18 protein-coding genes are annotated in these 21,899 nt (G+C 50.9%); 7 read left to right on the top strand and 11 right to left on the bottom strand.

What is annotated here, in order from left to right; genetic code table 11:
• Nucleotides 1–33: 33 nt before the first annotated feature.
• The 9 genes from nuoL to F0P93_RS17545 form a co-directional block, all read right to left on the bottom strand.
• Entirely contained in the window at nucleotides 34–1,971 is a 1,938-nt protein-coding gene (nuoL, locus tag F0P93_RS17580; RefSeq protein ID WP_114404534.1) for an NADH-quinone oxidoreductase subunit L, read from the bottom strand.
• Nucleotides 1,972–2,098: 127 nt separating this feature from the next.
• Entirely contained in the window at nucleotides 2,099–2,446 is a 348-nt protein-coding gene (nuoK, locus tag F0P93_RS17575) for an NADH-quinone oxidoreductase subunit NuoK (RefSeq protein ID WP_114404536.1), read from the bottom strand.
• 155 nt (nucleotides 2,447–2,601) lie between these two features.
• Nucleotides 2,602–3,411, bottom strand: coding sequence for a 3'-5' exonuclease (locus F0P93_RS17570; RefSeq protein ID WP_138992705.1), 810 nt, complete (start codon nucleotides 3,409–3,411; stop codon nucleotides 2,602–2,604).
• A 108-nt stretch (nucleotides 3,412–3,519) separates the two neighbouring features.
• Nucleotides 3,520–5,019, bottom strand: coding sequence for a glycerol kinase GlpK (glpK, locus tag F0P93_RS17565; RefSeq protein WP_150878227.1), 1,500 nt, complete (start codon nucleotides 5,017–5,019; stop codon nucleotides 3,520–3,522).
• Between the two features lie 136 nt (nucleotides 5,020–5,155).
• Nucleotides 5,156–5,506: a DUF5615 family PIN-like protein gene (locus tag F0P93_RS32040; protein ID WP_191908844.1), complete on the bottom strand. Its 351-nt coding sequence runs from the start codon at nucleotides 5,504–5,506 to the stop codon at nucleotides 5,156–5,158.
• Nucleotides 5,503–5,736: a DUF433 domain-containing protein gene (locus F0P93_RS17560; RefSeq protein ID WP_150878225.1), complete on the bottom strand. Its 234-nt coding sequence runs from the start codon at nucleotides 5,734–5,736 to the stop codon at nucleotides 5,503–5,505. The genes F0P93_RS32040 and F0P93_RS17560 overlap by 4 nt, the downstream gene beginning before the upstream one ends.
• 97 nt (nucleotides 5,737–5,833) lie before the next feature.
• Complete coding sequence (locus F0P93_RS17555; protein WP_150878223.1) at nucleotides 5,834–6,340, bottom strand: hypothetical protein; 507 nt, start codon at nucleotides 6,338–6,340, stop codon at nucleotides 5,834–5,836.
• A gap of 15 nt (nucleotides 6,341–6,355) precedes the next feature.
• Nucleotides 6,356–7,195, bottom strand: a complete 840-nt coding sequence (mreC, locus tag F0P93_RS17550; protein ID WP_150878221.1) for a rod shape-determining protein MreC — start codon at nucleotides 7,193–7,195, stop codon at nucleotides 6,356–6,358.
• An 84-nt stretch (nucleotides 7,196–7,279) separates the two neighbouring features.
• Entirely contained in the window at nucleotides 7,280–8,305 is a 1,026-nt protein-coding gene (locus F0P93_RS17545) for a rod shape-determining protein (protein ID WP_114404541.1), read from the bottom strand.
• 217 nt (nucleotides 8,306–8,522) lie between these two features.
• On the opposite strand from F0P93_RS17545, the gene F0P93_RS17540 reads away from it, so the two are divergent.
• The 7 genes from F0P93_RS17540 (at nucleotide 8,523) to lon (ending at nucleotide 16,914) form a co-directional block, all read left to right on the top strand.
• Nucleotides 8,523–10,025 carry a GH3 auxin-responsive promoter family protein gene (locus tag F0P93_RS17540; protein WP_150878219.1) on the top strand — a complete coding sequence of 501 codons (1,503 nt, stop codon included), beginning with the start codon at nucleotides 8,523–8,525 and terminating at the stop codon, nucleotides 10,023–10,025.
• A gap of 2 nt (nucleotides 10,026–10,027) precedes the next feature.
• Nucleotides 10,028–10,390 (top strand): nucleotidyltransferase domain-containing protein, encoded by a 363-nt coding sequence (locus F0P93_RS17535; RefSeq protein ID WP_150878217.1) that lies wholly within the window; start codon nucleotides 10,028–10,030, stop codon nucleotides 10,388–10,390.
• A complete protein-coding gene (locus tag F0P93_RS17530; protein WP_150878215.1) occupies nucleotides 10,387–10,782 on the top strand; it encodes a HEPN domain-containing protein in 396 nt (131 codons plus the stop codon). Before F0P93_RS17535 ends, F0P93_RS17530 begins: the two co-directional genes overlap by 4 nt.
• Nucleotides 10,775–11,944 carry a 1-deoxy-D-xylulose-5-phosphate reductoisomerase gene (locus F0P93_RS17525; protein WP_150878213.1) on the top strand — a complete coding sequence of 390 codons (1,170 nt, stop codon included), beginning with the start codon at nucleotides 10,775–10,777 and terminating at the stop codon, nucleotides 11,942–11,944. The genes F0P93_RS17530 and F0P93_RS17525 overlap by 8 nt, the downstream gene beginning before the upstream one ends.
• A 347-nt stretch (nucleotides 11,945–12,291) precedes the next feature.
• Nucleotides 12,292–13,629 (top strand): RIP metalloprotease RseP, encoded by a 1,338-nt coding sequence (gene rseP, locus F0P93_RS17520; protein WP_150878211.1) that lies wholly within the window; start codon nucleotides 12,292–12,294, stop codon nucleotides 13,627–13,629.
• A gap of 130 nt (nucleotides 13,630–13,759) precedes the next feature.
• Nucleotides 13,760–14,188 carry a DUF6702 family protein gene (locus F0P93_RS17515; protein ID WP_225309524.1) on the top strand — a complete coding sequence of 143 codons (429 nt, stop codon included), beginning with the start codon at nucleotides 13,760–13,762 and terminating at the stop codon, nucleotides 14,186–14,188.
• Between the two features lie 209 nt (nucleotides 14,189–14,397).
• Nucleotides 14,398–16,914 carry an endopeptidase La gene (gene lon, locus F0P93_RS17510; RefSeq protein ID WP_150878209.1) on the top strand — a complete coding sequence of 839 codons (2,517 nt, stop codon included), beginning with the start codon at nucleotides 14,398–14,400 and terminating at the stop codon, nucleotides 16,912–16,914.
• Nucleotides 16,915–17,085: 171 nt separating this feature from the next.
• On the opposite strand, the gene F0P93_RS17505 is transcribed toward lon, so the two are convergent.
• Both F0P93_RS17505 and F0P93_RS17500 read right to left on the bottom strand, forming a co-directional pair.
• Complete coding sequence (locus tag F0P93_RS17505; RefSeq protein WP_150878207.1) at nucleotides 17,086–18,633, bottom strand: SusD/RagB family nutrient-binding outer membrane lipoprotein; 1,548 nt, start codon at nucleotides 18,631–18,633, stop codon at nucleotides 17,086–17,088.
• Between the two features lie 22 nt (nucleotides 18,634–18,655).
• Complete coding sequence (locus F0P93_RS17500; RefSeq protein ID WP_150878205.1) at nucleotides 18,656–21,892, bottom strand: SusC/RagA family TonB-linked outer membrane protein; 3,237 nt, start codon at nucleotides 21,890–21,892, stop codon at nucleotides 18,656–18,658.
• Nucleotides 21,893–21,899: the final 7 nt, after the last annotated feature.

Below are 21,899 nucleotides of genomic sequence, written 5' to 3'. Positions count from 1 at the left end.
TGATAAGTGACTGTTGACCAATCCGCCCATGCATTAAAACTTGATAAAAAACCGCAGCCACAGAATGGTGGCAATGCTGACGACCATCGCGAAAAGGTAGAAACCGATTGAACCGGTCTGCATTTTCCGCAACTGCCCCGACGTTTGTTTGACGCCCCAGCCGATGCCGTTCACGACGCCGTCGATGATAAATTCACCGAAACTATAGAAGGCATCTGACAACCCGCGGGTTGGTTTCACAATGATGGTTTCGTACAGTTCGTCGATGTAATATTTGTTGTACAGCACTTTCTCGACCACCGGGCGATCGACTGTATCCGGCTCGGGCATCGTAACCCGCTGGATATACAGAACGTAGGCCACCACCAGCGACAAAATGGCGACACCCGACGAAATACCCATTAGCATGTATTCCTCGCTGTGGGTCAGTAGGGTTTCGTTAAACGCTTCGGGTCTGACTTTGTGCGATAATTCAAAAATCGGGTTCAGAAACTCCGCCAGATGGGCGCTGCCGCCCAGGGCTTCCGGCACATTGAAGAAACCGCCGATGACCGACAAAACCGCCAGTACCAGCAACGGAACCGTCATTGTTGCGGGAGATTCGTGCAAATGTTCGCGCGTGTGCTCCGTGCCACGGAACCGTCCGAAAAACGTCAGGAACAGCAGTCGGAACATGTAGAAGGAAGTCATGGCCGAGCCGATCACACCCAGAATCCAGAGGAATTTGTTGTGCTCGTAGACGTGCATCAGAATTTCGTCTTTCGAGAAGAAACCGGCGAACGGCGGAATACCGGAAATGGCAATGGTGGCAATCAGGAAGGTCCAGTAGGTAACCGGCAGGTATTTGCGCAAACCGCCCATTTTCCGGATGTCCTGCTCATCGGCCATCGCGTGGATCACGCTACCGGCTCCGAGGAACAGCAAGGCTTTGAAGAAAGCGTGGGTCATGACGTGGAACATGCCGGACGTATAGCCCATCACGCTCAATCCGAGGAACATATATCCCAATTGGCTGACCGTGGAGTAGGCCAGTACTTTCTTGATGTCGTTTTGAACCAGACCAATCGACGCAGCCAGCAAAGCCGTGGCGATGGCAATGCCGCCCATAATTTCGAGCGTAATCGGCGACAGGGTGTAAAGAACGTTCGAGCGAACGACCATGTAGATGCCCGCCGTCACCATCGTGGCTGCGTGGATCAGGGCCGAAACCGGCGTTGGCCCGGCCATCGCGTCCGGAAGCCAGGTATACAGCGGAATCTGCGCTGATTTTCCCATCGCTCCGACAAACAGCAGCATCGTGATGGCGACGACCGTGGGATCGCTGACGGGAAAACCGGCTGCCTGTTCGAACACTTCGAGGTATTCGACGGTGCCGAACGCGCCCATGATCATGAAAATACCGAGCAGGAAACCGAGGTCCCCGATGCGGTTCATGACGAAGGCTTTCCGGGCCGCGTTGTTGTAACTCGTATTTTTATTCCAGAAACCGATCAGCAGGTACGAGCAAAGCCCGACGCCTTCCCAACCGATGAACATGACGACGTAGTTAGACCCCATCACCAGCAGGAGCATGAAGAACAGAAACAGGTTCAGGAAAGCCATAAACTTTCCGTAACCGTCGTCGTGTTTCATGTAGCCGATGGAATAAATGTGGATCAGCGATCCGACACCGGTCACAATCAGCAACATGATCAGCGAAAGCTGGTCGATCTGGAACGAAAACGGAATGTTGAAGTGGCCGACCGTGATCCAGTCGAACAAAACCGTTCGGATGGGGGCGGCATTCCCTAGTTCGGAAATGGTGGTAAAACCGTCGAACACCAGCAGAACACAGGCAAAAGCGGCCAGCGGCCCCAGGGCACCAATGATTCCGACCAGACTGGTGGGTACCTTCCGAAAACCAATTCCATTGATAATGAATCCGATTAAAGGCAACAGCGGAATCAAGAGTATCAGTAAATCCGTCTGCATTTCTTAGAGCTATAGCGTTATTTTGAATGATGAATGATGAGTTATGAATTATGAATTAAATACGTCAGCCCAACGTGTGGACGGCACCGTCATCGTTCATCATTCATAATTCATCATTTATTAAAACTTACCACTTGAGTTTATTGAGCAAGCCGACGTCAATTGAACGGGTATTGCGGTAAATCATCACGATGATGGCGAGCCCAATGGCTACTTCGGCCGCAGCAACTGCCATGATGAAAAAGACAAAAACCTGACCGGTAGGATCGGCCCGGTAGGATGAGAAAGCAATGAGCATCAGATTGACGGAGTTGAGCATCAGCTCAATCGACATGAAAATGATGATGGCATTTCGCCGGGTCAATACACCGATAATGCCGATGACAAACAGCGCCGTGCTAATGATGAGGTAGTATTTCAAGTCGATCAGTTGGATCACTTCGGGTACTTGAATCGGCACTTGGGTTGGCTGCATACGACTCTGAAGTTCGATTACTACTGGTTAAGGCCTTGTTCCGGTTCTGGCGGAGCAGCGGAGAAGACCCGGCAAAGTTAAGTAATATTCCCGCTTACTCAAACGGTTTGGGAATTTGGAATGAGTACAGGTTACCGGACGGTTTTCTGCCGCGATTACCGTTTGTTGAACATCCGCAGTTTGATCTCCGTCAGTTTCCGTTTGGTATCGAGCGGAAATTCACTCTTCAGAATCCAGTCGTAGAAAGACGGTTCTTTTTGCAGCACATCGACCACCAGCGTGCCTTTGTGCTTGCCAAAATTGACCACTTCCTTGCCTTCTTTGTTGTAGACCATATGCCCCCGCAAGTCGACGTTGTTGTTCAACATCAGCTTGTTAAGAACATCCACATCGTTGCCAATGATGATTTCGTTGCCTTTTTCGTCGTTGACAATGGCGCCATCGTAGCGAACCACCATCGACTCCAGCACCTCAAAGGTGGCAACGGTATCGGCTTCCGCGCTGTGGGCGTTGATCAGGTCTTTGCCACAATAAAACTTGTAGGCGGCTTTCAGCGTCCGCGGTTCCATCATGTGAAAAATCCGCTGGACGTCGATCAGACGCCGGTTTTTGAGATCGAAATCGACATTGGCGCGCAAAAATTCTTCCACTAACAGGGGAATATCGAAGCGGTTGCAGTTGTAACCACCCAAATCGCAGCCGTCCAGAAACTGGGCCATGGAGCGTGCCACGGTTTTGAAGGTCGGTTCGTCTTTTATGTCCTCGTCGTATATACCGTGAATCAGACTGGTTTCGATCGGGATGGGAATGGTAGGATTGATGCGCTGGGTTTTGATGACCACTTCGCCATTGGGAAGTGCCTTGGCGATACTGATTTCAACAATCCGGTCTTTCATCGGGTCGATACCCGTGGTTTCCAGATCGAAGAAAGCCAGTGGTTTTTTAAGAATGAGCGTATGCGTCATAGCCGGTTTACGTACGTGTACGGGATGTACGGCTGCAAAAATACGCAGGAGTATGGTCTCCGCCCTCCTGTAGTCACCGAATTAATTCAGTGACTACAGGAAGACTGGTTAATTTTCCCAGCCAAACGACCGTTCAACGGCTTTTTGCCAACCGCGATAAAACCGTTGTTGATCGGCCTCGGCCATCTGGGGTTCGAAGGTTCGGTCGACGCCCCAGTTCTGGCGCAGGTCGTCAAAATTGCTCCAGTAGCCCACCGCCAGACCGGCGGCATAGGCCGCACCCAGGGCTGTGGTTTCGGTCATTTTCGGTCGAATCACGGGGACACCCAGCATATCGGCCTGGAACTGCATCAGTAATTCATTGACCGTCATGCCCCCATCGACCCGCAGCGAACTCAGTTCAATACTGGCGTCTTTTTCCATTGCCTGCACCACGTCCAGCGTCTGGTAGGCCGTGGCTTCCAAAACCGCCCGCGCGAGGTGGGCTTTGGTAACAAACCGCGTCAAACCGGCAATGACGCCCCGCGCGTCGGCTTTCCAGTAGGGGGCGTACAAACCGGAAAACGCCGGAACGAAATAGGCCCCGCCGTTGTCGGCCACGGTTCGCGCCAGGGTATCGACCTCGGCGCTGGTCGAAATCAGGCCGAGGTTATCGCGCAGCCACTGAACCAGCGCCCCGGCAATGGCCACGCTGCCTTCCAGGGCGTAGTGAACGGGCTGATCACCAAACCGGTAGGCCACCGTCGTCAGCAAACCACAGGTCGAATGGCGCAGTTCGGTGCCGGTATTCATGAGCAGAAAACAGCCGGTTCCGTAGGTATTTTTAGCCTGACCCGGTTCAAAACACGTCTGCCCGACCAAAGCCGCCTGCTGGTCGCCCAGAATACCGGCAATGGGAACGCCTGGCAGCACTTCCGAGGTCACGGTGCCGTAGACTTCACTGCTCGACCGGATTTGCGGCAGCATCGCCCGCGGAATGTCGAAGGCTTCCAGCAAAGCATCGTCCCACTCCAGCGTTTCCAGGTTCATCAACTGGGTCCGGCTGGCGTTGGTCACATCGGTGATGTGCTGCCCGTTGTAGATCCCGCCCGTCAGATGCCAGATCAGGAACGTATCCATGTTGCCAAACAACGCCAAACCGCGCTCCGCATCCTCGCGCACACTCGGAACATGGTCGAGAATCCACTTGATTTTCAGGCTGCTGAAATAGGTGGCCATGGGCAATCCGGTGGCCGTCCGAAACCGATCCTGCCCGGCTTCTTCTGAATAGCTGGCCACCAGATCGCCGGTGCGGGTATCCTGCCAGACGAGGGCATTGTAGTACGGTTTTCCCGTTTTCCGGTTCCAGACCACGGTGGTTTCACGCTGATTCGTGATCCCGACGGCGGCAATGTCGCTGGCCTGAAGCTGGGCATTGATGCGGGCCCGCGCAATGACCTCCTGCGTATTGCGCCAGATTTCCTCCGGATCGTGTTCCACCCAACCGGGTTGCGGATAAATCTGGGAATGTTCTTTCTGTCCGATGGAGACGATGTTGCCCTGGCGATCAAAAACGATGCAACGGGTACTGGTGGTGCCCTGGTCGATGGCGGCTATGTAAGTGGGCATAAGGGGCTGAAATTCGGCTGATTTTAGGAATGATGCTGCAAAAAAGCCGTAATATAGGAATTTATCGCTATCGAATAGGATTTCGACAAATTCGTTAGCGAGATGATGGTAAGGAATAGAGTACGTGGAGAAGCAATTACCTTAACCGTCTTATTCTAATTTTGTGGGGAGTAATTGTCGTAAAACAACCAATAAATTCGTCAAACCGCTCAGACAATAGCTTTGATAAAATAGCGGTTATTTCCTGGATGTCTCTAAAATGGTAACGTAAAAAAATGACGCTGATATCATTTACCTGGTGAGAAAAGACCCACTCTCCAAAATCTTTATCCTCTGTCAGGATGATTCGGGGCGGATTTCGAGACGACTCAATGATGTCTTCATCCCGGATGCCACGATCGGACTCATAAATAGAATAAATCTCTATTCCTGCTGAGCGCAAAGTAGCGATTATGGAGTGATCGATGTTTTCGTCTGCGATAATCATGCCGCCGACAAATCAATCATCTCTTCATTTGCCATTAAATCGGAAGCATACATCAACGCAGCCAACACATCTTCTTCCTGCAAATGAGGATACATTCTCAGCAGATCGGGAATGGCTGCACCTTCGGACATTTTACGCAAGATCAGTTCCACAGTAATTCGCGTTCCCTTGATTACCGGTTTTCCCAACATAATTTGATGGTCAGCAATAATTCTCTCTCTGTAGTTCATATTTCAAATTGGACATGTAAGTTTTATTAACATTTGCATGCCACTAGTTTTAACATGTCCAAAAATAACAAAAAGATATGACCCAGAAGCCAGAGAATTAATTCCGCGAAAAATACTGCACCAGCATAATCGTTACGGAGGTGAATACCGTACTGGCGACAATTTTTACCATGGCTGGCAGAAAAAGGAGGACGTTATTGGCTTCGATCAGGAAGAGCGCGAAGTGGTGGATGAAGGTGAGCATCAGGACGTAGTAAAAGAAATTGCGCGAACCCATTTCGTGAATCGAAAAGACAATCCGGCTGTCGAAGCCCCGCTGGGCCGCCTGAAACCGCACCACCGCCGGCCGAACGTAAGCCATCAATACCGTCGCGGCCGCGTGCATTCCGAGCGTGTTGTAAAACGTATCGACGACAATTCCGACCCCAAAAGCCGTCAGTAACGTAGCCGACAGGCTCATTTCGGCGGGCAGTAACAATATACAGGCCACGTAAACAAAGCAAAACGCCACATCGAACAGCACCAGATTCCGGACAATCAGAATCTGGAGGGCCAGGTACAACACAAACAGGAAAATGATGTTCAGTATTTCGCGTAACGTCATGGGTTTGTGTTGACTTTATCTCCGTTCCGGTTCGGTGGTTTCTTCCAGTTTTTCCTGTTCGCCCTGCAATTTATTCTCGACAACGTAAACGAAAGACAGGTTATTAAAATCCGTCCCCACGGACAGGGTGACATCGTGGAAAGTTTGATTGGGCATTTCGCCAACCCGGATGACGCGGCCCACCAGAAGCCCCGACGGGAAAATGGCGTTGTATTCCGACGTGACCACCGAATCGCCCCGGTACATTTTCGTGTTGCGCGAAATGTCCAGCATTTTCATCCGGGTCGGATTGATGCCATCCCATTTAACGGTCCCGATGACCCCGGCTTTCACCAATTTGGAAGAAACCATGTAATCCGAATGCAGAATGGAAGTAACGATCGAAAGGTGTTCGGAACAAATTTTGACTTTGCCGACAACGCCGGTGGGCGAAATAACCCCCATGCCGGGTTTGATGCCATCGGCGCTGCCTTTGTCCAGCGTGATGTAATTGTTGGGGTGCTGCGTGGTGTTGTTGATCACCCGGGCCACTCGGTACTGAAACCGGGTGGCGAAAATCGAATCCGTCTGGTAGCTGGTAGGAGCTTGCGGTTTTTGCTGCTGAAGTTGGGTAACGAGCGTATTGAGCCGCCGGTTTTCTTCGGCCAGATCGGTGTTAACCTGCCGCAGCCGGGCATATTCCTGCGCCTTGTTCGACCAGTCCAGAATTTTGGCTGCGTAATAATTGGAAGTATTGAAATACCGAACGCTCCAGTAGTTATTGGTATTGATTATAAAATAAAAGCTCAGCACCTCGAGCAGAACAAACAAAATGATGTTCCGGCTTCGGACGATGAACTGGAATAACTCGAACATGAGCTAAAAATGATGAATGATGAACGATGAATGATGAACGATTATAATAGAACATCATTCGTCGTTCATCATTCATCATTTCTATTAGCTAATTAGGACGGATTTGTACATGTCGAGGTTTTTGATGACCTCGCCGGTTCCTTTCACAACAGCCTTCAGCGGATCGTCGGCCACGTGGATCGGCAGCTTGGTTTTGGCACCGATCCGCTTGTCGAGACCGTGTAGCAATGCGCCACCACCCGTCAGGTGAATCCCGTTCGTATAAATATCGGCGGACAATTCCGGTGGCGAAATTTCCAGCGCCTTCATCACCGCTTCTTCAATCTTCGAAATGGATTTATCGAGGGCGTAGGCAATTTCGCTGTAAGTAACCTTAATTTCTTTCGGAATCCCGGTCATCAAATCGCGGCCCCGGATTTCGTAGTCTGCCGGTGGATTGTCGAGTTCGGGCAGCGCCGAACCCACCTCCATCTTGATTTGTTCCGCCGAGCGTTCGCCGATCAGCAGGTTGTGTTCCCGGCGCATGTAATCGACAATGTCACGGGTGAACACGTCACCGGCAATCCGGATCGACTGTTCGCAGACGATTCCTGAGAGGGCAATAACCGCAATTTCTGTGGTTCCTCCGCCGATGTCGACAATCATCGTTCCGTTCGGTTGGGTAATATCGATCCCGATTCCGATGGCTGCCGCAATCGGTTCGTGAACCATGTACACTTCTTTGGCTCCGGCGTGTTCGGCAGAATCCTTGACGGCCCGCTTTTCCACTTCTGTGATACCAGACGGAATGCAGATCACCATCCGGTGGGAGGGTGAAAACAGCCGGTTGCCCGTATCGATCATCTTAATCAACCCGCGAATCATCAGCTCAGCGGCCGTAAAGTCGGCGATGACACCGTCTTTAAGCGGGCGGATTGTTTTGATATTCTCGTTCGTCTTTTCGTGCATTTGCATCGCCTTGTGACCAATCGCCAGGACTTTCCCATTAATTTTGTCCATAGCGATGATCGAAGGCTCATCCACCACAATCCGGTCTTTGTGAATAATCAGCGTATTGGCGGTACCGAGGTCAATCGCAATATCGCTTGAAAGAAAGTTAAATAGTGCCATTCGTTATTTTCGTGCAAGCACGGTGTAGCTCCTGTTTTTGGAGGTGCAAAAATATACATAATTCGAGACAACTATCGCTAAATAATTGGATTTTTATTATTTTTTATCCATGGGGGTTGTTTACTAAAAAAACGACGGTTTGGAACACCGGGCCGGGTTGTTCAGAATATCATTCCCCCGGGATACATTAGCGTAAAACTGTTACCTTTGCGGGGCTATGGGAATCCGATCAGTATTGAGCAAGCCACTGGCGCAGTTTGTCGTACAGCGGCAAAAGGAGTGGATGCACCGACCGGGCGAGACGCAGCAACGGTGGTTTCAGGCCCTGCTCGAGGGGGCCAAAAATACCGCTTTTGGCCGCGATCACCGGTTTAAAGACATTAACTCCTACCCCGAATTTCGGCAGGCCGTTCCCATCCGCGACTACGAAGACCTCAAACCGTATATCGAGCGGATTCTGGCCGGTGAGTCGGATGTATTGTGGAAAGGGAAGCCGGTTTATATGGCCAAAACGTCCGGAACCACTTCCGGCACAAAGTACATTCCAATCACCAGAGAGTCGATTCCCAACCACATCAACTCGGCCCGCGACGCCCTGCTGAACTACATTCACGAAACCGGAAAGGCGGCTTTTCTGGACAAGAAGCTGATTTTTCTGTCGGGTAGCCCCGAATTGGTCGTCAAAAACGGCATCAACATCGGGCGGCTTTCCGGTATTTCCAACCACCATGTTCCGGCCTACCTACGCACCAACCAGTTGCCGTCGTACGAAACCAATACTATTGAGGACTGGGAAACCAAACTGGAAAAGATCATCGACGAAACGCTGACGCAGCCGATGTCGCTGATTTCGGGCATTCCGCCCTGGGTGCAGATGTATTTCGACCGGATTCAGGCGCGAACCGGGAAGAAAATCAAAGACGTTTTTCCTGACTTTTCGCTGTTTGTCTACGGCGGTGTCAACTTTGAACCCTACCGGGCGAAATTGTACGAATCCATTGGCAAGAAAATCGACAGCATTGAGACGTACCCGGCTTCGGAGGGCTTCATTGCCTACCAGGATACGCAGTCAGAAGAAGGGCTGCTGATGATGCTGAACAGTGGGATTTTCTTCGAATTCATCCCGGCTGAAGACTATTTTTCCAAAAACCCGCGTCGGTTGACCATCGAGCAGGTCGAACTGGGTAAGAATTACGCCGTGGTCATTCACAACAACGCCGGTTTGTGGGGTTATTCGCTGGGCGATACCGTTAAGTTTGTCTCGAACGACCCCTATCGGTTGCTGGTAACGGGGCGCATCAAGCACTTCATCTCGGCCTTTGGCGAACATGTCATCGGCGAGGAAGTTGAAAAAGCCCTGTACTACGCGATGGAGCAACACCCCGAAACGGAAGTGGTCGAATTCACCGTGGCCCCGATGGTTTCGCCCCGCGAAGGACTGCCGTATCACGAGTGGTTTGTTGAATTTGCGACGCCACCGCACGATGCCGAAGCCTTCGTCCGCGACCTCGACCGCCGGTTGACCGAATTGAACGTCTATTACAAAGACCTGATTTCGGGGAGCATCCTGCGTCCGCTGAAGCTGACGGTTTTGCCCCGCGAAACGTTCCGGAATTACATGAAGTCGCAGGGCAAACTGGGCGGTCAGAACAAGGTACCCCGGTTGTCGAACGATCGGATGATTGGGGAAGGGTTGTTAGAGACGATGCAAACGGTATAGAGATGGAAACAAGCATTAATCCTGCCGGCCATTTGGCAACCCTTCCAGACCACATCCAGTCCCTTATTAAGGCAGTAAAATCAAGGCTGGAAATCTGGTATAAAAGTCGGCTTGATCGAATTATTTTATATGGTTCTTATGCACGTGGCGATTACCATGAGGAATCTGACATTGATCTACTTATCATATTGAAAGACAAAAAAGTATCAAGATTACAAGAGATCAACGACCTTGTTGCCTTAAAATATGATTTGATGATCAGCAACAACATACTATTGTCGACAAAGGCCGTTACTGAAAGCGACTATAAAAATAGACCAAACGCGATCTATTATTTTATCAGACGTGAAGGCATTGTATTATGAAAGATGCCATCCGGTTACGAATTAAGAAAGCGGATGAAAATTTGGCCGCTACAAAATCAAATCTTGAGGATGGGTTCTTTGGAGTCGCTGTCAATCGAGCTTATTACGCTATGTTTTGCGCTACGCAAGCCTTGCTACTAATTCATGGTTTGCACGTTAAAACTCACAAAGGAATGCATGTAAAGTTTGGAGAGCTTTATATACAATCAAATATACTTCCTAAGGAAATGGCGACGTTATTGACTGCTACCGAAGATTTGCGGATAGAAGCCGATTATGATTTTGACGAAACGATAACGCATGAAGAAGCCTCCGTTGGCTTTCAGAATGCAACTTTTTTTGTCAATAAAGTTAGAGAATATCTACGTTCACAAGATTTACTGGATGACTAACCCCAAACGCCATATCGCCATTCTGGGCTCCACCGGCTCCATCGGAACGCAAACGATCGACGTGATTCGCGCCCATCCCGATGCATTCGAAGTCGAAGTGCTCGTGGCCAACAACAATGCCGAACTGCTGATCGAACAGGCCGCGCTGGTGCGCCCTAACGTGGTGGTGATCTGCAACGAAGACCGCTACGACCAGGTGTTTTCGGCGCTCGATCCGCTGGGCATCAAGGTCTATGCCGGTGCGGCAGCGGTTTCGTCGGTGGTGCAGATGGAACGCATCGACATCGTGCTGACGGCCATGGTCGGCTACGCGGGTTTGCTGCCCACCATCAAAGCCATCGAAGCCGGGAAGCACATCGCCCTGGCCAACAAGGAGACCCTCGTGGTGGCCGGCGAACTGATTACCAAACTGGCGCAGGAAAAAGGCGTCAACATTCTCCCCGTCGATTCGGAGCATTCGGCCATTTTTCAGTGCCTGGCCGGTGAACTGCATAATCCGATCGAGAAGATCATTCTGACCGCTTCGGGCGGGCCGTTCCGGGGAAAAACGCGGGAGTTTCTGAAAACCGTGACCAAAGCCCAGGCGCTGAAACACCCGAACTGGACGATGGGGGCCAAAATTACCATCGATTCGGCCACGCTCATGAACAAGGGGCTGGAGGTCATCGAAGCCCGGTGGCTGTTTGGGCTGGAACCGTCGCAGATCGAGGTGATCGTTCACCCCCAGAGCATCATCCATTCGATGGTGCAGTTTCAGGATGGCAGCATCAAGGCGCAGATGGGTTTGCCCGACATGCGGCTGCCGATTCAATGCGCGCTGGCGTATCCCTACCGGCTGCCCTCCGATTTTCCGCGCTTCGACTTCACGAAATACCCGTCCTTCACATTCGAACAGGCTGATCTTGAAACATTTCGTAACTTGCAACTCGCTTTTGACGCGCTCGGACGGGGTGGCAACGTTCCCTGCATCGTCAACGCGGCCAATGAGGTAGCGGTAGAAGCCTTTTTGCACGACGAAATCGGGTTTCTGGAAATCTCCGAAATCATTGAAGAAGGTATGCAGAAAGTGGCTTACATAGCCCGGCCAACCTACGAAGACTACGTTCGGACGGACGAAGAAACCCGGCGCATTGCCACCGCCCGAATTAAAAGTTTCGTTTAATTGTTTCCCGATAAAAGCGAATTAATTCGTGGCTTTTCGGAAGTTTTTTAACTACGCAACGTTATCTACGTATGGATTTTTGGGTTTGGTTTATCATTGGGTTGGTGATTGGCTTCGTTCTGCTCAAGGTATTTCGAAGAGAAAATAAAGGCCGACCTTAAAAATAAGGAGAGTATGCTGCTGATCAATCAGGCCTTCTGGAGTGGGTTTATCGAGGCCCTTGTGGTCTGTTCAGTCATTTATGGCATTACCTACCTCCTGAAATTTAGAAAGCAGAAGCAACAATAGAATAAAAACTAATCAATTAACAAGCAGGCGGTTCGCTGCAATAATCAAAGTTTGAACGAATGGAAATAGTAATCATGGCAGGACAGCTCATTTTGGGCCTGTCAATATTAGTGGGTTTGCACGAATTGGGACACCTGCTGGCCGCCAAGGCGTTTGGGATGCGCGTGGAGCAGTATTTCATCGGTTTCCCGCCGAAAGTCTGGAGCATCAAGCGCGGAGGAACGGAGTATGGTCTCGGTGCCATCCCGCTCGGTGGTTTTGTCAAAATCACCGGGATGATCGACGAATCGCTCGATACCAAAGCGATGCAGCAGGAACCGCAGCCCTGGGAATTTCGCTCCAAACCCGCCTGGCAGCGGCTGATCGTTATGTTGGGCGGCATCATCATCAACGTCATCACCGGGATTGTCATCTTTGTTGCCCTCACTTACAAAAATGGAGAAACGTATCTTTCGGCCCGCGATGCCAAATACGGTATTGTCGCCTACGAATTGGGCAAAGAAATCGGCCTGAAAACCGGTGATAAGATCGTTCGCATCAATGGCAAACCTTTCGACGATTTCAGCGACATCCGGAGTTCGGAGGTCTTTCTGGGCTCCGACAGCTACTACATCGTTGAACGCACGGGTGCCGACGGGAAAGTGGAGGAAGTGACCATCGACATTCCCAACGACTTTATCAACAAGTTATCCGACAAGAAGAATGCCGGGATGTTTGTTGAGGCCATTCAGCCCTTTCGGGTCGGTGAACTGGTACCGGGAATGCCCGCCGAAAAGTCAGGTCTGAAAAAAGGCGACATCATCACCGCCGTCAATGGGCAGCCCACACGGTTCTACCACGAGTTTCAGGACATTGTCAAGGCGAACGTCAACAAACCAATTACGCTGACCGTACAACGCCCGAACGTTCCCCAGCCGGTTTCGCTCAAAACAACCGTGACCGACAAAGGTCAGATCGGTTTTGGTGCCGAAACGCTGCTGAAAAAGACCCACATTGACTACACGTTTGGCCAGGCGCTGGTGAAAGGAACAGAACAGGCTTTCGGCGTGGTTTATGACAACATTAAAGGTTTCGGCAAAATCTTCCGGGGCGACGTATCCGCTTCCAAGGCGTTGAGCGGCCCGATTGGCATCGCCCAGAATCTTTTTGGCGGTGTCTGGATGTGGGAGCGATTCTGGTTCGTAACCGGCCTGCTGTCCATGGCACTCGCTTTCTTCAACATTCTGCCGATTCCGGCCCTCGACGGCGGTCACTCGACGTTGTTGCTCTACGAAATGGTGTCGGGACGGAAACCGTCGGACCGGTTTCTGGAAGGAGCCCAACGGGTTGGCATGGTGATTCTGCTGAGTTTGATGGCGTTTGCAATCTTCAATGATGTATTCAAAGCGGTTTTTTAAGTTAGTACACAGAGTTTATCAGAGAAAATCAGGGTTTATCAGAGAAAAATCTTTTTTAACTCTGATTTTCTCTGATAAACTCTGTGTAATAGCTTTTTTATTACTCACCGCTAGTCGGCCGGTGCATCCGGTGCATACCAGCATTACGCAAATGCAGTACAATGCGGCTGAGAAAACGTTTGAAGTCAGTTTGCGGGTGTTCACCGACGATCTGGAAGAAGCCCTGACGAAAGAGAACAACAACCAGCGCGTGCGGCTCAGTGATAAAGACGCCAACGGCCCCCTCGTGGAACGCTACGTCCGGAAGCATTTTGGCCTGACCAGCGCCAGCCGTCAGCGCAAACCGTATCGGTATGTGGGCAAGGAACAGGAAGTGGATGCCACCTGGATTTACATCGAAATCCCGTATAATGAACCGGTTCAGGGCAGTTTACTCCAACAATCTATGCTGACGGATTTATTCGATGACCAGATGAATCTGGTGAACGTAAGCTACCTGGCCGAGAAAAAAACCGTCCTGTTTCGAAAAAGCAATACGCAGCAGGTACTGACCTGGTAGGTGTACTTACCCGGAGGAAATGCATTGATTCTGCGTACGCTTTGAGTTTCATTTGCTTTTTTGTTACTTGTATCGATACAGACAATTCTGCCTGTTTTTTCACACAAAATCTTTGGCATACCCCTTGCGCTAGTTATCAATCTTTGTTTCTCAATACCTATTAAGCCTGTATGATACGTTAAGACTGTCAGTTTGGCAGGCACCTAATTATGAGTGTAAACAGTAAATACGATACCCAATTGTGGTTAGCTGAGTCGGATCTGGACAATCTCGAAATTGTTCCGTTGGGATCAGCCGATGATGCCGACGACGACTACATTGTCCCCAGCGACCTGTCGATCCTGCCCGTACGGAATACGGTTCTCTTTCCGGGCATGGTTATTCCGGTGACGGTGGGGCGGCAGAAATCGATTAAACTAGTCAAGAAGGCTTATAAAGGAAACCGCATTATTGGCGTCGTAGCGCAGTCGAACCAGCAAAAAGACGAGCCGACGGCCGACGACCTTTACCGTCTGGGAACGGTCGCGTACATCATCAAAATGATTACGCTGCCCGATGGCAACATCACCATCATCATTCAGGGGAAAAAGCGGTTTGAAATTGTCAACTACCTCCAGGAAGAACCGTATCTGACGGCCAACGTCCGCCAGATCGACGACCATTTTCCGAGCCCGAACCGCAAGGAGTCGAAAGCCCTGATTCAATCACTGAAAGAATCAGCCTATAAAATTCTGCGTCTGAATCCGGAAATTCCGCAGGAAGCCCGGATTGCCCTCGACAACATCGAAAGCCCGATGTTTCTGATGCATTTTCTGTCGTCGAACATCGAAGGGGAGGTTGCCGATAAACAAAAATTACTGGAAACGACTGAAGGCGCGCAACAGGCGACGCTTCTGCTCGAATTCATGCTGCGGCAAATTCAGTTGCTGGAGCTCAAACGCGAAATTCAGACCAAGGCTAGTTCAGACATCGATCAGCAGCAACGCGACTATTTTTTGCGGCAACAGATCAAGGTGTTACAGGACGAACTCGGCATGGACAGCCCCGACCGCGACCTGGAAGAAGTCCGGATGCGGGCCGCCCGCAAAAAGTGGACCCCAGCGGTTCAGGCCCATTTTGACAAGGAACTCAACAAACTGCAACGGATCAACCCGATGGCACCCGAGTATCCGGTGACGATGAATTACATCGAGTTGATGGTCGATCTGCCCTGGAACGAGTATTCAAAAGACAACTTCGATCTCCGCCGGGCGCAGAAAGTGCTGGACAGCGATCACTTCGGGCTGGAGAAAGTGAAGGAACGGATGATTGAATACCTCGCCGTTCTGAAACTGAAAAACGACCGGGCTTCCGAAGGCATGAAAGCCCCGATTCTGTGTTTATACGGCCCTCCGGGTGTCGGAAAAACCTCACTCGGCCGTTCGGTTGCCAAAGCCCTGGGCCGGAAATACATCCGGATGGCGTTGGGTGGCGTTCACGACGAAGCCGAAATTCGGGGTCACCGGAAAACGTATATCGGCGCGATGCCGGGCAAAATCATTCAGAATATCAAGAAATCCGATTCTTCGAACCCGGTTTTTATTCTGGATGAAATCGACAAAGTAAGCTCCGATTTCCGGGGTGATCCGTCGTCGGCCCTGCTCGAAGTGCTCGACCCGGAGCAGAACTCGACGTTTATCGACAACTACCTCGAAGTAGAATACGATCTGTCGAAAGTATTGTTCATTGCCACCGCCAACTCCCTCGACACCATTCACCCGGCCCTGCGCGACCGGATGGAAATCATTGAACTGACGGGGTACACGGTGGAAGAGAAAATTCAGATTGCCAAGAAATACCTGATTCCGAAGCAGCGGAGAGAACACGGTTTGAAGCCGAAAGATCTGATGGTAGACGATAAGGCCATTCAGCGGATTATCGAAAGCTACACCCGTGAGTCGGGTGTTCGGAATCTGGAGCAGAAAATCGGCGCGCTGGTTCGCAAAATCGCCAAGTCGATTGCCCTGGAAGAAGACTATCCGAAAACCATCAAACCGGCAGATGTGCTGAAAATGCTGGGCGCCGAAATCTTCGACCGTGACCTGTATTCCGACGACGACATTGCCGGTATTGTGACCGGTTTGGCCTGGACGCAGGTGGGCGGTGAAATCCTGTTCATCGAGTCGAGCCTGAGCCGGGGCAAAGGGAACCTGACGCTTTCGGGCCAGTTGGGCGATGTCATGAAAGAATCGGCGGTGACGGCCTTGTCGTACCTGAAAGCCCATTCCGACCAGATCGGTCTCGATTACAACGTTTTCAGCCACTACGACCTGCACGTTCACGTGCCGGCCGGCGCCGTGCCAAAGGACGGCCCTTCGGCAGGGATTACAATGCTGACGTCGATGGCATCCATTTTCACCCAACGGAAAGTACGGCCTTTTCTGGCGATGACGGGAGAAATCACGCTGCGCGGAAAGGTGTTGCCGGTGGGCGGTATCAAAGAAAAGATTCTGGCGGCCAACCGGGCGGGTGTGCGCGAAATTCTGCTTTGCTCGAAAAACCGGAAGGATGTGGAGGAAATCAACCAGAACTACATCAAGGATCTGACCATTCACTACGTCGATACGGTCGATCAGGTGCTGGAAACGGCCCTTTTGCCCCAACAGGTTTCCAAACCGATGAAATTTGTGTTCCCGAAGGATAAAGAAAGCGAACCCGCCGTTCCGGCCACCGTAACGGTTTTGTGATCTTTTAAGTTAATTACAAATGCAAAATGATGAATGCTCAATGTAAAAGTGAAGAGGCTAGCGCACTCTACTTTTACATTGAGCATTCATCATTTTGCATTTGTAATTCTTAAAAAAGAGAGGTCATCGATACGATGACCTCCTTCCAATAACCTACCTTAAAACATAGTATTAGTCAACATCCCAGAACAGTTTGGTGCTGAAGGCATCAATTGTCCCTTGTGCGGTTACGTTGGTACCGTTTGAACCCAACTCGGTATTGGGGTAATAAAAGCGTACGGGACGTTTTGCATCCGCAACCTGAATGCTTTGGGGCAGAACCGGCAGGTTCGTACGGCGGTATTCCGTCCAGGCTTCCAGACCACTGAAGTTTGTCAGGGCAATCCATTTCTGAATGGCGATGGCCGTCAGCTTGTTCGTAGAGGCATCCCAATCGTAGTTCTCAATTTTACTTCCCTTGAAAGCTTCTGCACCGGCGACATTCGCACCCAGCACACGGAACGACTGAGTGATGCCCGCTTCAAAATACGATTTGGCAGTCCCCGGCAACGTTACATCGGTAAACCGTTGTTTGGCTTCGGCCAGCAGGAATTGAACTTCCGACGCCGTCATCAGAATGGCGGGCCGGTTGTATTCTCCTTTCACAATCAGGCTGGGTCCCAGCGAAGTAGTATTGGCTGGCAGATAACCGGAACTAACCCCAAACGGCGTACCCGAATAGTTGGCCGACACTTCTTTCAGAATACTGGTGCCCGGAACAGTCGCGTTTTCGCCACTGTTGGCATACGCAATTCGCTTCATCCGCAGCGTATCACCGGCAGCTTTCAGGCCATCGATGAGAAATTTGGTGGGGCGTGGAAAGTTGTTCAAGGCTCGTTTGGCCCCGTTGGCGTCATAACCCCAGCGGTCGTAAACGCCGTTCAACTTTCCGGCGGTTGCCAAAAAGAAAGACGGTCCACCGACACCCACCTCTTCACCCGTGATGAAACCCGAGCCTTCGGTCACAATTTTATTGATCTCCGTTTTGATATACGTCTCTTTTCCGGCCACTTTCGACTGACGAATCAGGATTTTCATCTTCAGCGAATTGGCAAACTGCGCCCACTTGGTAACGTTGCCTCTGAAAACGATATCGGAACCTGTGAAGGCGCTGGCGAAGGGATTGGCTTTTAAATCGACAATAGCTTCATCCAGCAGCGTAATCAGCGATTCATAAATGGCCTTCTGATCATCGAATTTCGGAGCCAGCACTTCGCCCCCTTTCAGAGCTTCCGTATACGGCACGTTTCCATACATATCGACCAATTGCTGAAACAGCATGGCTTTCATCACCTTCGCCGGCCCTTTCAGGTATTTTTGATTATTGGCGTCGGCGTTGTTGATCACAAACTGGTAATCCTGCAGGTTGTCGTAGTAGGCATCCCAATACGTGAAATCACCGTTGGTAAAGTTGTAAGCAAAAATGGTCGTGTTGATAATGTACCCGTTCCCCTGCGACCACTGGCCCGCCCAGTAATAACCGAGTTCGTTAGGCTGGGTTCCGGTTGCACTGTTTCCGATCAGGTTCGTAGACGTTGTGTTCAGCGCATTCGTGAAAACAAAGCTCGGCGACGCCGTTGGCAATACGTTCGGGTTGGTATTGATGTCCAGAAAAGATTCTTTACACGAAGTACCAAGCAGGGCCACAACGGCAACTATGAAGAATGATTTTAATTTCATGTCAAGACAATTTCAGTGAATACTAAAATGTAAGGTTGATATTTACCCCATACTGACGCACCGGCGGAGTCTGGCCGGTCGTGTTGATTCCCACACTATTGGCGGTCGTCGTGCCTGGAATGGCCGTATTTCCCGGTGTCTGATTCCCGACGTTGCTGAATTCAGGATCCGTGTAGTAATTAAGCTTGTCCACGATGGTGAACACATTCCGTCCGTAGATGGAGATACTGGCACCAGACAGGAACTTCGTTTTAGTAAGCAGATCGGACGGAAGACGATACGACAGGTTGATGTCGCGGAGTTTGATAAACCAAGCTGGTGCCACGAAGTTTTCGGAGATCAGCCGGTAGTTATCCACCCAAAGGCCGTATTCCGCTTCACGCACGTTAACCGTTGTATTGTTGACCACGGTTTTGCCATCAGTATCCAGATAAGCCGAGTTCGGGAAGATGTGCGGAGCGCGGTTTTCGGTCCATTTACCAGTTCCGGTGAAGGTCATCTGGCGGCCCAGGTCGCTAAACATCACGTTGCCACCCCGGTATTCGAAGTTAAACGTAAAGCCAAAGTTGCCATACTCCATTTTGGAACCCAGACCGGCAATGTGCTTGGGCAATACACCACCCCGGGTTGACAAGGCCGCATTGCGCAAGGGATACCCCGTGGTGGAATTTACCAGCACACGGCCCGATCCGTCCGCAGCGTACTGATACCCATCGGTTTTCAGCATTGGGAAGCGGGACCCTTTAATTACGTTGGTGTTGGCGTAGGCAAAGGTGCTGTTGAGCTGGAATTCATTCACGCCCGGATAGAGATCATTCACAATGTTGTCGTTGAAAGAGTAGCGAACGCTGGCATCCCAGGAGAACTTACCGCCCCGCGCAATCAGGTATTTCAATTCAGCCTCGTAGCCCCAGTTTTTGGTCTCTCCCACGTTGATCAACAGGTTATTAAAACCGGTCGAGTTCGGAACCTTAACCGTGATCACCTGTCCTTCAGAACGTTGCGAGTAGGCCGATACATCCACGTTGATGCGGTTGTTCAGCAACTGAAATTCACCCCCGATTTCGGTCGAGTAAACTATTTCGGGCTTCAGATTGCCATCGGGTAATACGTTCCCGACCGACAGACCGACTACGTTACCGTACGGGAAGTTCGCGCCATTGGTATAGGCCAGATCAAGTCCATACAACGGGATGTTGTCGTTGGCATTTTTGTTGGCGTTTAACCGGAGCTTGGCGTAGTTCAGGATATTGCTTTTGAGCGATGGAAAGGCATCAGTTGCAATGAATGAAAGGGCAGCACCGTAGTACGGATACGACCAGGTGTTGGCCGGACGATCGGGTTTGTAGAACCGGGACGTCGCATCGAACCGGAAGGTACCGTTCAGAATCAGCCAGTTTTTATAATTCATGGTCAAGTCAGCATAGTACCCAAACCGGCGCTCCTGCGAGCTGATTTCACCACCCTGCAATTCGCCCTGGCGGTTGGCGACGTTATACACATCGGGCACTACAATGGAGCTGGAACCAACCCCAATGGCTTTGGTCGTGCGTTGGTAAACGCTGTTTCCCAGAATCAGTTTGTTCGAGAGCGGACCAAAGTCTTTCGACAATTGAATCAGGAATTCATTGTTGATGACATTTTCCGTACCCGAATAATCCAATACCGAGCCGAGTTGGTCCGTAATGGCCCGGTAGACGCCCGTACCGTCGCCATCCCGAAAGAAGGGAGCCGGAATAAAGGCTTTGGTTTTAGCCCAGTCCGTATACAAAAACTTCCCAACCGTGTTCTTGCCCGTCCGGGAGTTGTTCATGGCTCCCAACCGCTCGGTAAACATCAACCAGGGAGTTGGCTTGAATACCAGGCTCACATTCCCGTTCAGGTTGGAGTCCTTGTATCGCATCCGCTGGTTATCAGCGTTGAAATACGGGTTGTTATAATAATCGTTATAAAAACCGTTGGGGTTTGCAAACTGATTCGTCTGCCAATCGCGCAGATCTTTCAAAGGCAGGTTGGCGGGCTGGTTGAGGACGTCATTGTAAAAGTCAGCCGAGGTCCGGTCATAAGCCGCCTGGGTATAAGCAGCATTGAAGCTGGTGGTTAGTTTGCCGTATTCTTTCGTTGCCGACAGACGCGCACCCGTCCGATCGCTCTTGTCGTGCGGTACAATCCCGTGTACGGTCTGGTTTTCAATCGACATATAGAACGAACTGGTTTCGTCGCCCCCCGAGAAATTGACCTGGTTGTTCATCGATATACCCGTATCGAAGGCCTTCCGGCGGGCGTCTTTGATGGCGGAGTACGGCAGCATATACTGACCACCGCTTTCCGTTGTCCGGCCCTGCATCCGCATAGAGCCATCGAAGGCGTCGCCGTACTGCTGGTTTTCATAGGAGCGCCAGTTGTCCTTCATCCGTTCCAGGTAATCGGTTTTATAACCGGCTCCCCCGAAGGAGGTCGCATAGTGAGATCCCGAGCCATATTTGTCCTGGAGCTTGGGCAGAAAGCTGATCTGCTCAAAGTTCGTGCTGTTTGAATACGACACTTTCAGCTTTCCTTTGGCTCCCCGCTTGGTGGTAATGATCAGTGCGCCATTGATCCCGGCCGATCCATAGAGGGTAGCCGCCTGGCCCCCTTTCAGAATCGATACACTCTCAATGTCGTTCGGGTTGATGATGGCCAGTACGGTGGAGGTGGTTTGCATTCCGTCCAGCACCACGAGAGCTTCGTTGTTCCCCGTCAGGGAGCGATAGCCCCGCAAGACGACCTTCACGGCCGGATCGACGCTGTTGTTGACGTTGTAAACGGCCAAGCCCGTTACTTTTCCCGAAAGGGCCTGAGCCAACTGGGGCGAACGGCCTACGGTTACGTCATCGGTGGTTACATTCGAATACGCATACCCGATTTCCCGCTGGTTTTTCCGAATGCCCTGGGCCGTTACTACGATCTCCTGCAATTGGGAAACGTCGGATTTCAGGGCAATATCGACCTTGGTTTTTGTATCAATCGTAACGCTTTGGTTCAGAAAACCGATGAAACTGAATTGCAATACCGTTCCTTTTCCAACCGTAATCTGGTACGTACCATCGGCACTACTCGTCGTGCCTTTCGTGGTTCCTTTCACAATCACATTCACACCGGGAAGTGGCGAACCATCTTCAACAGCCGTGATCCGACCCGATACGGTAAGATCCTGCGCCCACAAAGGCAGGCAGAACACCAGTGACAGCAGCAAGCTACTGAGTAAATTTCTTTTCATAATACAA

Source organism: Larkinella humicola, assembly GCF_008727875.1.
Lineage (GTDB): Bacteria > Bacteroidota > Bacteroidia > Cytophagales > Spirosomataceae > Larkinella > Larkinella humicola.
This window is presented reverse-complemented; position numbering and strand designations above follow the sequence as displayed.